General features: G+C 55.1%; 12 protein-coding genes. 9 read left to right on the plus strand and 3 right to left on the minus strand.

The features are described 5' to 3' along the window. The first annotated feature begins 100 nt into the window (after window positions 1-100). Window positions 101-646, plus strand: coding sequence for an antibiotic biosynthesis monooxygenase (locus AC2CGP_RS10130; protein ID WP_015368006.1), 546 nt, complete (start codon window positions 101-103; stop codon window positions 644-646). Window positions 647-671: 25 nt separating this feature from the next. After that, complete coding sequence (locus AC2CGP_RS10135; RefSeq protein ID WP_047466664.1) at window positions 672-2,540, plus strand: amidohydrolase; 1,869 nt, start codon at window positions 672-674, stop codon at window positions 2,538-2,540. A gap of 102 nt (window positions 2,541-2,642) precedes the next feature. On the opposite strand, the gene AC2CGP_RS10140 is transcribed toward AC2CGP_RS10135, so the two are convergent. Further along, window positions 2,643-3,245: a peroxiredoxin gene (locus AC2CGP_RS10140; RefSeq protein WP_015368004.1), complete on the minus strand. Its 603-nt coding sequence runs from the start codon at window positions 3,243-3,245 to the stop codon at window positions 2,643-2,645. Between the two features lie 169 nt (window positions 3,246-3,414). Continuing rightward, complete coding sequence (gene acpH, locus AC2CGP_RS10145) at window positions 3,415-3,996, minus strand: ACP phosphodiesterase (RefSeq protein ID WP_015704556.1); 582 nt, start codon at window positions 3,994-3,996, stop codon at window positions 3,415-3,417. Between the two features lie 150 nt (window positions 3,997-4,146). On the opposite strand from acpH, the gene queA reads away from it, so the two are divergent. The 7 genes from queA (at window position 4,147) to AC2CGP_RS10180 (ending at window position 10,873) form a co-directional block, all read left to right on the plus strand. Continuing rightward, window positions 4,147-5,211: a tRNA preQ1(34) S-adenosylmethionine ribosyltransferase-isomerase QueA gene (queA, locus tag AC2CGP_RS10150; RefSeq protein WP_015368002.1), complete on the plus strand. Its 1,065-nt coding sequence runs from the start codon at window positions 4,147-4,149 to the stop codon at window positions 5,209-5,211. Between the two features lie 108 nt (window positions 5,212-5,319). Further along, entirely contained in the window at window positions 5,320-6,447 is a 1,128-nt protein-coding gene (gene tgt, locus AC2CGP_RS10155; protein WP_015368001.1) for a tRNA guanosine(34) transglycosylase Tgt, read from the plus strand. A 22-nt stretch (window positions 6,448-6,469) separates the two neighbouring features. After that, a complete protein-coding gene (gene yajC, locus AC2CGP_RS10160) occupies window positions 6,470-6,802 on the plus strand; it encodes a preprotein translocase subunit YajC (protein ID WP_003859109.1) in 333 nt (110 codons plus the stop codon). Window positions 6,803-6,828: 26 nt separating this feature from the next. Further along, window positions 6,829-8,676 carry a protein translocase subunit SecD gene (gene secD / locus AC2CGP_RS10165; protein ID WP_015704558.1) on the plus strand — a complete coding sequence of 616 codons (1,848 nt, stop codon included), beginning with the start codon at window positions 6,829-6,831 and terminating at the stop codon, window positions 8,674-8,676. A gap of 10 nt (window positions 8,677-8,686) precedes the next feature. Further along, a complete protein-coding gene (gene secF / locus AC2CGP_RS10170) occupies window positions 8,687-9,658 on the plus strand; it encodes a protein translocase subunit SecF (protein WP_015367999.1) in 972 nt (323 codons plus the stop codon). Between the two features lie 135 nt (window positions 9,659-9,793). Next, window positions 9,794-10,159, plus strand: a complete 366-nt coding sequence (locus AC2CGP_RS10175; protein ID WP_020079502.1) for a VOC family protein — start codon at window positions 9,794-9,796, stop codon at window positions 10,157-10,159. A gap of 24 nt (window positions 10,160-10,183) precedes the next feature. After that, complete coding sequence (locus AC2CGP_RS10180) at window positions 10,184-10,873, plus strand: helix-turn-helix transcriptional regulator (protein ID WP_020079501.1); 690 nt, start codon at window positions 10,184-10,186, stop codon at window positions 10,871-10,873. A 56-nt stretch (window positions 10,874-10,929) separates the two neighbouring features. Here AC2CGP_RS10180 and AC2CGP_RS10185 read toward each other — a convergent pair whose 3' ends face one another. Next, window positions 10,930-11,814, minus strand: coding sequence for a nucleoside-specific channel-forming protein Tsx (locus AC2CGP_RS10185; protein ID WP_015367996.1), 885 nt, complete (start codon window positions 11,812-11,814; stop codon window positions 10,930-10,932). Window positions 11,815-12,016: the final 202 nt, after the last annotated feature.

The following is a 12,016-nucleotide window of genomic DNA, read 5'->3' on the forward strand; positions in this document are numbered from 1 at the left end:
AATCTTGCCGCCTCAATGCGGCATGAATGATTTTGTGTATTGTCATTTATGGCTGATGGCGGGAGAAATCCCGTCATTCCCCTGAAGCAAGGAACTCTTAATGGCGCAACAGAAATCAGTGACGCTGGTCATCAGTCATCATCTCGATCCACAAAACGGCCAGCGCTATGAAGCATGGTTGGGCAAAATCATGCCGGTTGCGGCGGAGTTTCCCGGCCATCTTGGCGCCAACGTGATCCGTCCGGCGGCCGGGCAAAATCTCTGGAGCGTGATAATTCGCTTCGACACCATTGAACATCTCTACGCCTGGACGCAGTCGGAAACCCGTCGTGAATTAGTCGCGGAAATCGCGCCGTTTCTCAATGATGGCGATCGTACCGAAATCCGCACCGAACCGGCGTTCTGGTTTACCCCGCCTGCGGCCAATATTCGCCAGCCGCTGCGCTGGAAACAGTTCCTGATAACCCTGCTGGTCATCTTCCCAAGTACCAACCTGGTACCATGGCTGACCGGCATGGCGCTACCGGAGTTACGGGGAAGCTTGTTACTGCATCTGATTAACGATGCCCTGGTGGTCGCGTTGGTGGTCTGGTTGTGGATGCCTATCGTGACCCGTCTGTTTGCCGGTTGGTTGAAAAAAAACTAGCTCAACCCGCTTAAAGGAGTGCGTTATGTCGCAAACTGCCACACTGATTCTGACCCACGGTCAGATTCATACACTCGACCGCGCGAACCCACTGGCGGAAGCCGTGGCCATCGCCGATGGAAAAATTCTCGCGACCGGAAGCCACGATCGAATCATGACGTTCGCCGCCGAGGGGACGCAAATTGTCGATCTTAAAGGCCATACGGTGATCCCAGGTCTTAACGACTCCCACCTGCACCTGATTCGTGGCGGCCTGAACTATAACCTCGAGCTGCGCTGGGAAGGCGTGCCATCGCTGGCGGATGCGCTGCGTATGCTAAAAGATCAGGCCGATCGCACGCCGTCGCCGCAGTGGGTGAGGGTGGTCGGCGGCTGGAGCGAATTCCAGTTTGCCGAACGCCGCATGCCGACGCTGGAAGAGCTGAATGAAGCGGCACCTGACACGCCGGTATTCGTGCTGCATCTGTACGATCGCGCGCTGCTTAACCGCGCGGCGCTGAAAGCCGTTGGCTATACCAAAGAGACGCCGGACCCGGCGGGCGGCGAGATCGTTCGCGATAACAACGGCAACCCGACCGGGATGCTGATCGCCAAACCTAATGCCATGATCCTGTATGCGACGCTGGCCAAAGGACCGAAGCTGCCGCTTGAGCTGCAAGTCAACTCCACGCGCCAGTTTATGCGCGAACTGAACCGTTTAGGATTAACCAGCGCCATCGATGCCGGCGGTGGTTTCCAGAACTACCCGGAAGATTACGAAATTATCGAGCAACTGCACGCCAAAGAGCAGATGACCGTGCGTATCGCCTATAACCTCTTTACCCAGCGGCCGAAGCAGGAGCTGGAAGATTTCGAGCGCTGGACCGACATGCTGAAGCCGGGGCAGGGCACCGATTTCTACCGTGCCAACGGCGCTGGTGAAATGCTGGTCTTCTCGGCGGCGGATTTTGAAGACTTCCTGCAGCCGCGGCCGGATCTGCCGCAAGGCATGGAGGATGAGCTGGAGCGGGTGGTGCGTCATCTGGTAGAACACCGCTGGCCGTTCCGTCTGCATGCCACCTACGATGAGTCGATTAGCCGAATGCTGGATGTGTTCGAGAAGGTGAACCGCGATATTCCATTTAACGGCCTGCACTGGTTCTTCGACCACGCCGAAACCATCACCGAACGTAATATTGAACGTGTGAAGGCGTTAGGCGGCGGCATCGCGGTACAGCACCGGATGGCCTTCCAGGGGGAATATTTCGTCGATCGTTACGGCAAAGAGGCGGTGAAACATACGCCGCCGGTGGCGAAAATGCTGGAACTGGACGTGCCGGTAGGGTTGGGGACCGATGCGACCCGCGTCGCCAGTTATAACCCGTGGACCGCACTGTACTGGCTGGTTTCCGGGCGTACCGTCGGCGGCATGGCGATGTACGACGATAACAACCGTCTGCCGCGCGACGTCGCCCTTGAGCTATGGACCGCCGGTAGCGCGTGGTTCTCCAGCGAGCAGGGTAAAAAAGGACGCATTGAGAAAGGGCAACTGGCTGACCTGGTGGTGCTGTCAAAAGACTACTTCAGCGTTGCCGAAGAAGAAATTAAGGGCATAGAGTCAGTGCTGACGGTAGTAGATGGCAAGGTAGTGTACGCGGCCGGTCATTTCTCGCCGCTGGCGCCGCCGCCAATTCCGGTATTGCCGGAGTGGTCGCCGGTGGTAAAAGTGCCAGGGCATTATCGCTCGGCGCCGCCTGCGGCCGCGAAGATTGGCGCGGTGGTGCAGATGCACCAGTGCTGCGGCAGCTGCGGCGTGCACGGACATCAGCATGATATTGCGCGCAAGTCGTCGATTCCGGTGGCGGATGAGCAGGCTTTCTGGGGCGTATTAGGCTGTTCTTGCTTCGCGTTCTGATACTTTTGCCCGGTGGCGCTGCGCTTACCGGGCTCACAGCGAATATAACAGGCACAAAAAAGGCTCGCATTTGCGAGCCTTTTTATGGAAACGTCTAGCCGATTACAGGCTGGATACGTTTTCGGTCAGGTATTTAGCTACGCCTTCCGGAGAAGCGGCCATACCTTCTTTTCCTTTTTCCCACTGAGCCGGGCAAACTTCACCGTGCTCTTCGTGGAACTGCAGCGCGTCAACCATACGCAGCATTTCGTCGATGTTACGGCCCAGCGGCAGGTCGTTAACAACCTGGTGGCGAACGATGCCGTTAGCGTCGATCAGGAAGGAACCACGCAGCGCAACGCCTTCGTCCGGATGCTCGATGCCGTAAGCTTTCTGAATTTCACGTTTGATGTCGGCAACCATCGCGTATTTAACCGGGCCAATACCGCCCTGGTCTACCGGGGTGTTACGCCATGCGTTGTGAACGAACTCGGAGTCAAAGGAAACGCCAACCACTTCTACGCCGCGTTTCTGGAATTCTTCGTAGCGCTTGTCGAAAGCGATCAGTTCAGACGGGCAAACGAAAGTGAAGTCCATTGGCCAGAAGAACAGGACGGTAGCTTTACCGTTGGTGTGCTGTTTGAAGTTGAATTTCTCAACGATTTCGCCGTTACCTAATACTGCTGCAGCGGTAAAGTCCGGAGCCTGACGAGTAACCAGAACCATATGATTCTCCTGTTATTACTAAGGTTAATTGGAACGCAACGCGGGCCAGTATAGGCAGAGGCGGGCAGGAACTCAATGCGGCGCTGACAATCGATGAGATAGGTTTTGCCTATTGATAATTATTCAATAACGCTTTCAGAATAATCGTTTTGTGAGAAAGCGCAAGGTTTTACAGCGTTCTCTTTTTCGCCTGCTCCATCATTCGCGGATAAAAACGCCAGAATTGCTGCTCCAGCTGCCCATAGTGGTTATCAAGGTCGTACCATGAATCACGCAGCGCATCGAGGCGCGGGCGGCGACTGGCCATACCGTTCAGGACGCGCTGAATGAATTCCATATCCTGATAACGTTCCAGCCAGCGTTCAGACCACATATATTCGTTGAGATTAACAAAGCGCGGCGGCGAATCCGGCAGAATTTGCGCTACCTGCGCGTGGGCGTAACGCACAAACTCGTTTAGCGGCAGATCCGGCGACAGCTGCGCCCAGTGATGCGACAGGAAATGATCCCACATGACGTCGAGGGAAATTGGCGCGACGCGGCGGGTCTCGGGGCGAAACCATTCGCGCGCCGTTTTAACTTCCGCCAGATTGTCGGTCATTACATCTATACGCCGATGCATATAAATGCCGTCAACCACATCCGCAGGATACTCGCCCTGCGGGTTACCGCGGACAAAATCGGCCAGCAGGTTGCCCGGCAGCGAGCTATCCGCAAGATGGGCGAGATGTAAATGCGCGAGAAAATTCATATCGACTTCAATCCTTCACACGGTCATGCCGTTCTTGCTGGTTAATCATGGTATTCCGCTATTATATCCAGCGTTGAATAGGGTAACGGTTGCAGGAAGACCCGCCCGGCACTAGACTACCCGCCTCTTTATTTAGTCTGAGTCATCGTCATGCGCGTTACCGATTTTTCCTTTGAATTACCTGAATCCCTGATTGCTCACTATCCGCAGCCGGAGCGCAGTAGCTGCCGCTTGCTGTCGCTGGACGGGCCGACGGGCGCGCTGACGCACGGTACTTTCACCGATCTGCTCGATAAGCTCAACCCTGGCGATCTGCTGGTCTTTAACAACACCCGGGTGATCCCGGCGCGTCTGTTTGGCCGTAAAGCCAGCGGCGGCAAGATTGAAGTGCTGGTCGAGCGAATGCTGGATGATAAACGTATTCTGGCACATATTCGCGCCTCTAAAGCGCCGAAGCCGGGGGCGGAGCTGCTGTTAGGCGATGACGAAAGCATTAACGCCACAATGCTGGCGCGCCACGGCGCACTGTTTGAAGTTGAGTTCAACGATGAGCGCCCGGTTCTCGATATCCTGAACAGCATCGGTCATATGCCGCTGCCGCCGTATATCGACCGCCCGGACGAAGACGCCGATCGCGAGCTGTACCAGACAGTTTACGGCACCAAGCCGGGCGCGGTCGCCGCGCCGACCGCTGGCTTGCATTTTGACGACCCGCTGCTGGAAAAACTGCGCGCTAAAGGCATTGAGATGGCGTTTGTGACGCTGCATGTTGGCGCGGGGACCTTCCAGCCGGTGCGCGTCGACAGCATCGAAGAGCACATCATGCACTCAGAATATGCGGAGGTGCCGCAGGATGTGGTTGATGCGGTTCTGGCGGCGAAAGCGCGCGGTAACCGCGTCATCGCCGTCGGCACCACTTCCGTGCGTTCGCTGGAAAGCGCGGCGCAGGCGGCTAAAAATGGCCTGATTGAGCCGTTCTTTGCCGATACGCAGATCTTTATCTATCCGGGATATCAGTACAAAGTCATCGATGCGCTGGTGACTAACTTCCATCTCCCTGAATCCACACTGATTATGTTGGTCTCCGCTTTCGCTGGCTATCAGCACACCATGAACGCCTATAAGGCTGCGGTAGAACAAAAATATCGCTTTTTTAGCTACGGGGACGCGATGTTTATCACGTACAATCCGCAGGCTATTTCTGAGCGTCCCTAAAAAGGCCGGCACGCCGGCTTTCTGACGCCTTGACGCATTTTTTAGCCACGGAATCATTCCGTGGCGAGTATTTAAACGTCGGACTGTTTTTCTGACGCAGGAGCAATAATGAAATTTGAACTTGATACCACCGATGGCCGCGCGCGTCGCGGCCGTTTGGTGTTTGATCGCGGCGTAGTTGAAACGCCAGCCTTTATGCCCGTGGGTACCTACGGCACCGTCAAAGGGATGACGCCGGAAGAAGTTGAAGCCACCGGCGCGCAAATCATCCTCGGCAACACCTTCCACCTGTGGCTGCGCCCGGGCCAGGAAATCATGAAGCTGCACGGCGATCTGCATGATTTCATGCAGTGGAAAGGGCCGATCCTCACCGATTCCGGCGGTTTCCAGGTCTTCAGTCTTGGCGATATCCGTAAGATCACCGAGCAGGGCGTGCACTTCCGCAATCCGATCAACGGCGATCCGATTTTCCTCGATCCGGAAAAATCGATGGAGATTCAGTACGATCTCGGTTCCGATATCGTAATGATCTTCGACGAATGTACGCCGTACCCGGCAGACTGGGATTACGCTAAGCGTTCGATGGAAATGTCTCTGCGCTGGGCCAAGCGCAGCCGTGACCGTTTCGATGGCCTCGGCAACAAAAACGCGCTCTTTGGCATCATTCAGGGCAGCGTTTACGAAGATTTACGAGATATCTCGGTGAAAGGTCTGGTAGAGATTGGCTTTGATGGCTACGCTGTCGGCGGTTTGGCTGTCGGCGAGCCGAAGGAAGACATGCACCGTATCCTGGAGCACGTTTGCCCGCAGATCCCGGCAGATAAACCGCGATACCTGATGGGCGTCGGGAAACCGGAAGACCTGGTGGAAGGGGTACGTCGCGGCATCGATATGTTTGACTGCGTTATGCCGACGCGCAACGCGCGTAACGGCCATCTGTTTGTGACCGATGGCGTAGTGAAAATCCGCAACGCGAAGCATAAAAGCGATACATCGCCGCTGGATGCCGAGTGCGATTGCTATACGTGTCGCAATTATTCACGTGCTTACTTGCATCATCTTGATCGTTGCAACGAAATATTGGGCGCGCGCCTCAATACCATTCATAACCTGCGCTACTATCAGCGTTTAATGGCTGGTTTACGCAAGGCTATCGAAGAGGGTAAATTAGAGAGCTTCGTGACCGATTTTTACCAACGTCAGGGGCGTTCCGTTCCTCCTTTGAACGTTGATTAATTTTAATAATGAGGGAATTTCAATGAGCTTTTTTATTTCTGATGCGGTAGCAGCAACCGGCGCGCCGGCGCAGGGCAGCCCAATGTCTCTGATTCTGATGCTGGTGGTGTTCGGTCTGATTTTTTACTTCATGATCCTGCGCCCACAGCAGAAACGTACTAAAGAGCACAAGAATCTGATGAACTCCATCGCCAAAGGTGATGAAGTCCTGACTAACGGTGGTCTGGTTGGTCGTGTGACTAAAGTCGCGGAAAACGGCTACATCGCTATCGCGCTGAACGATACCACCGAAGTGGTTATCAAACGTGACTTCGTAGCTGCCGTTCTGCCGAAAGGCACCATGAAGGCGCTGTAATTACCATTTTCCCTAAGGGAACTGCCGTGTTAAACCGTTATCCTTTGTGGAAGTACGTGATGCTGGTCGTCGTGATTATCGTCGGCCTGATTTACGCGCTTCCCAACCTGTATGGTGAGGATCCGGCTGTTCAAATCACTGGCGCGCGCGGCGTCGCCGCCAGTGAGCAAACGCTGATCCAGGTCCAGAAAACTTTACAAGAAGAAAAAATCACCGCGAAGTCTGTGGCACTGGAAGAGGGCGCAATTCTTGCGCGCTTCGACACCACCGACACTCAGCTGCGAGCGCGTGAAGCGCTGGTTAACCTGCTGGGTGACAAATACGTCGTGGCGCTAAACCTTGCTCCTGCTACCCCGCGCTGGCTGGCGGCGATGTATGCCGAGCCGATGAAGCTGGGTCTTGACCTACGCGGCGGCGTGCACTTCCTGATGGAAGTTGACATGGACACCGCATTAGGCAAACTGCAGGAACAAAACATCGATAGCCTGCGCAGCGAGCTGCGTGACAAAGGCATTCCTTACTCCACCGTGCGTAAGGAAGACAACTACGGTCTGAGCATCGTCTTCCGCGACAGCGCGGCGCGCGATCAGGCTATCTCTTATCTCAGCCCGCGCCATCGCGATCTGGTTATTTCAAGCCAGGGTAACAATGCGCTGAAAGCGGTGATGACCGACGAACGTCTGAAAGAAGCCCGTGAATACGCCGTTCAGCAGAACATCAACATTCTGCGTAACCGTGTAAACCAGCTCGGCGTGGCCGAACCGCTGGTGCAGCGTCAGGGTTCCGACCGTATCGTGGTTGAACTGCCGGGTATCCAGGATACCGCGCGTGCGAAGGAAATCCTTGGCGCGACCGCGACGCTGGAATTCCGTCTGGTGAACACCAACGTCGATCAGTCCGCTGCCGCTTCTGGCCGCGTACCGGGCGATTCGGAAGTGAAAGATACCCGTGAAGGCCGTCCGGTGGTGCTGTATAAGCGCGTGATCCTGACCGGCGACCATATCACTGACTCCACTTCCAGCATGGACGAGTACAACCAGCCGCAGGTTAACATCTCGCTCGATAGCGCGGGTGGCAACATCATGTCTAACTTCACCAAGGACAATATCGGTAAACCGATGGCGACCCTGTTCGTGGAGTACAAAGACAGCGGTAAGAAAGATGCCAACGGTCGCGCTATCCTTGCGAAAGAGGAAGAGGTGATTAACATCGCCAATATCCAGTCTCGCCTTGGCAATAGCTTCCGTATCACCGGTATCAGCAACCCGACCGAAGCGCGTCAGCTTTCTCTGCTGCTGCGTGCGGGCGCCCTGATTGCGCCGATTCAGATCGTTGAAGAACGTACTATCGGCCCAACTCTGGGTATGCAGAACATCAAGCAGGGCCTGGAAGCGTGTCTGGCCGGTCTGGTGGTCTCTATCCTGTTCATGATCTTCTTCTATAAGAAGTTCGGTCTGATTGCGACCTCCGCGCTGATTGCTAACCTGGTGCTGATTGTCGGCATTATGTCCCTGATTCCTGGGGCAACGCTGACCATGCCGGGTATCGCGGGTATCGTCTTAACCCTTGCGGTGGCGGTCGATGCTAACGTACTGATTAACGAGCGTATCAAAGAAGAGCTGAGCAACGGACGTACCGTTCAGCAGGCGATTGACGAAGGTTATAAGGGCGCATTTAGCTCTATCTTCGACGCCAACGTGACGACGCTAATTAAGGTTATCATCCTGTACGCGGTCGGTACCGGTGCCATTAAAGGGTTTGCGATTACTACCGGTATCGGTATCGCGACCTCAATGTTTACCGCTATCGTCGGCACCCGTGCCATCGTGAACCTGCTGTACGGCGGCAAGCGCGTGAAAAAGCTGTCTATCTGAGGAGTGCGTTGTGGCACAGGAATATACTGTTGAACAATTGAACCACGGCCGTAAAGTCTGGGACTTTATGCGCTGGGACTACTGGGCCTTCGGCATTTCAGGTTTTCTGCTGATTGTGTCGATCGCCATCATCGGCGTCCGCGGGTTTAACTGGGGTCTCGATTTCACCGGCGGTACGGTGATTGAAATTACCCTCGAAAAACCGGTTGATATGGACCAGCTGCGCGATTCGCTGCAGAAAGCGGGCTTTGAGGAGCCGCAGTTGCAGAACTTCGGCAGCAGCCGCGACATCATGGTGCGTATGCCGCCGGTACACGATGCCAACGGCAGCCAGGAGCTGGGCAGCAAAGTCGTTAACGTGATTAACGAATCGACCAGCCAAAGCGCGACGGTGAAACGTATTGAGTTCGTTGGCCCGAGCGTGGGCGCGGACCTTGCGCAAACCGGCGCTCTGGCGCTGATTGCGGCGCTGGTGTGTATCCTTATCTATGTCGGCTTCCGCTTTGAATGGCGACTGGCGGCAGGGGTCGTTATTGCACTGGCGCACGACGTAGTCATTACCATGGGCGTGCTGTCGTTGTTCCACATCGAGATTGACCTGACCATCGTCGCATCACTGATGTCGGTAATTGGTTACTCGTTGAACGATAGTATCGTGGTGTCGGACCGTATCCGTGAAAACTTCCGTAAGATCCGTCGCGGTACGCCGTACGAAATCTTTAACGTGTCGTTGACCCAGACGCTGCACCGTACCTTGATCACCTCCGGTACCACCCTGATGGTGATCCTGATGCTGTTCCTCTTCGGCGGCCCGATTCTGGAAGGCTTCTCGCTGACCATGCTGATCGGTGTATCCATCGGTACGGCTTCTTCTATCTACGTCGCGTCCGCGCTGGCGTTGAAACTGGGCATGAAGCGCGAGCATCTGATCCAGCAGAAGGTCGAAAAAGAAGGGGCGGATCAGCCGTCCATTCTGCCGTAATTTGGTTCAGTTGATATAAAGCAATCCCGGCCTCGATGGCCGGGATTTTTTTGCCCGCCAGAAACCTGCTGACAGTATGCTGTCAGGAGCCCTCTCGTACACTGCTTCTGAACTCACTAACGAGCTGGAGGAAGTATGAACAACGTCATTAACTGGTTTGAAATTCCTGTCGCAGATATGGATCGCGCCGTCGCGTTTTATGAGCCGGTAATGCAGGTGACGCTGCGTCGTGAAACCATGGATTGCGCGGACCTGGCCGTCTTCCCGCATCAGGACCCGGCCCCCGGCGGCGCGTTAGCTAAATTTGATGGTATCGCGCCATCGCCGCAGGGCGCTATTATTTATCTGCACACCGACAACCTTGCCGCCACACTGGATCGCGTCGCCTCGGCGGGCGGATTGTGCGTGTTTGGCCCGCTGGCGCTGCCGAATGATATTGGCACCATCGCCCTGTTTACCGACAGCGAAGGTAACCGCGTAGGTTTGCATCAACCGGCTTAACCTGACTATTTAGCGAAACGAGAAATGACCCGACGCGCCGACCGTTTATTTCAGATTGTACAGATCCTGCGCGGCAGGCGGCTAACCACCGCGGCGCTGCTGGCGGAGCGGTTGGGCGTGTCGGAGCGAACCGTCTATCGCGATATCCGCGACCTCTCGCTCTCCGGTGTACCGGTTGAGGGCGAGGCCGGGAGCGGTTATCGTCTGCTGGCGGGCTATGATCTGCCGCCGCTGATGCTGACCAGCAAAGAATCCGAAGCGCTAATCGCCGCGATTCGACTACTGAAGACCTGGGGCGGAGATGCGCTTTCGCAGTCGTTGGAGTCAGCTCAGGAAAAAATGCTGGCGATTTTGCCGGAAGACCGGCGGCGCAAAGCGGAGCAGACCCGGCTGTTTGCCCCTGACTTTGGCGCGCATCGTTATGCTAAAACCCATTTTGACGTTATCCATCAGGCCGTATCCAATCAGCAGGTGTTGCAGCTTCACTATCAGGATGAATCCGGTCAGGTAACGCGGCGTGAAGTGCTGCCGCTGGGGCTATTTTTCTGGGGGGAGCGTTGGCTGCTGGTGGCCTGGTGCGAACTGCGCAGTGATTATCGTAACTTTCGTCTCGATCGTTGTCTGGAGGTGAAGGTGATCGAACGTCGTTTCAGCGAGTGCGCCGACCGTTCACTGAGCGATTTCTTACGTAAGGTGAGATGTGAGGAGCGATAAAAAAACGCCCGGTAAGCGTAAAACGCGTCCCGGGCGCTGTCTTGCTGTATCAGCAATTAGAAGTTGTAACCGACAACGAAGTAGCCACCCCAGCCGGTAGAGCGAACGCTGAAGTCGCCGTCGCCGAAGTTCAGCTTAGCATCATCAGCCCACTGGCCGCCGTTATGGAAGTAACGCGCGACGATAGAGTAGTGCCAGTGCGCATAGTTCAGCGCCAGGATGTGGCTGGACGCGATAGAGTTGCTGGTACGCGCGTGCTTACCGTTCATATCGTAGAAGTTGTCGTCGCCAAGGTCAGAACCCCAGTCGAAGTTGGTGAAGCCAATATAGCTCAGCGAACCGCCCCACAGGTCGGTCAGCGGAACGAAGTATTTCACCTTGAAGCGGTAGCCGTCCCACTCGTTTTCGTTGGAGGCGCCGTAGTTCTGCCACTGGTATTTAGCATAGATATTCAGCGACAGGCTCATCGGCAGACCGGTATCGATGTCGGTACCCAGACCCATATACCAGGTGCTCTGCTCCTGAGAGTCGTTGCGGCCCATATCGTAGATATAGTTGTTCGCGAAGTACCACTCTTTGAACGGCCCGAAGCTCAGGTCGGTGTTGGTCAGCTTGTCGATAGAGAAACGCGGTTCGATCTCCATAAACAGCGGGGAGCCTTTGTTCCAGATACCTTTCGCCGTGCTGTTGCCGCCGAAGAAGACCGGCGCATCAATATAGCCGTAGAAATCAAACCAATCTTTTTTAGCAAACGCTTCGTATTCCAGATAGGTATCGTTACGGATCTGCGGTCCAAAACGAGTGTGGTAGCTACCGACCACGTTCACACTCTGGTGCCACCAATCAGACAGGTACTGCGGTTTTTCAGTTTCTGCCGCGCCAGCGGTGAAAGAAGCGGAAAGCGCCACAACAGCGCTCGCTGCCAGTAATGTTTTTTTCATGTTGATGCCACTGTTTAAATTAAGCCAAAAGGCGTTAAGAAAATTGCCGAAGCGTTGCTAAATATTTCGTCTTTCTGTGGGGGTCTATTATAGAAATCATTGCTCACAAAAATACGTGTTGTTTCACATAACCAGAACATGCGTAATCGATTGCGTTCACGATTCTATGCATTTCTTGACAAAATGCTACTGAAAATCGCCT

The sequence above is a fragment of the Klebsiella sp. SYXHC3 genome (assembly GCF_057196925.1).

Excerpts from the sequence above, each read along its gene's own strand:
- AC2CGP_RS10140 (WP_015368004.1), bottom strand. The coding sequence starts at position 3,245 with ATGGTTCTGGTTACTCGTCAGGCTCCGGACTTTACCGCTGCAGCAGTA.
- yajC (WP_003859109.1), top strand. The coding sequence starts at position 6,470 with ATGAGCTTTTTTATTTCTGATGCGGTAGCAGCAACCGGCGCGCCGGCG.
- AC2CGP_RS10130 (WP_015368006.1), top strand. The coding sequence starts at position 101 with ATGGCGCAACAGAAATCAGTGACGCTGGTCATCAGTCATCATCTCGAT.
- AC2CGP_RS10180 (WP_020079501.1), top strand. The coding sequence starts at position 10,184 with ATGACCCGACGCGCCGACCGTTTATTTCAGATTGTACAGATCCTGCGC.
- AC2CGP_RS10175 (WP_020079502.1), top strand. The coding sequence starts at position 9,794 with ATGAACAACGTCATTAACTGGTTTGAAATTCCTGTCGCAGATATGGAT.
- queA (WP_015368002.1), top strand. The coding sequence starts at position 4,147 with ATGCGCGTTACCGATTTTTCCTTTGAATTACCTGAATCCCTGATTGCT.
- tgt (WP_015368001.1), top strand. The coding sequence starts at position 5,320 with ATGAAATTTGAACTTGATACCACCGATGGCCGCGCGCGTCGCGGCCGT.
- AC2CGP_RS10185 (WP_015367996.1), bottom strand. The coding sequence starts at position 11,814 with ATGAAAAAAACATTACTGGCAGCGAGCGCTGTTGTGGCGCTTTCCGCT.
- AC2CGP_RS10135 (WP_047466664.1), top strand. The coding sequence starts at position 672 with ATGTCGCAAACTGCCACACTGATTCTGACCCACGGTCAGATTCATACA.
- acpH (WP_015704556.1), bottom strand. The coding sequence starts at position 3,996 with ATGAATTTTCTCGCGCATTTACATCTCGCCCATCTTGCGGATAGCTCG.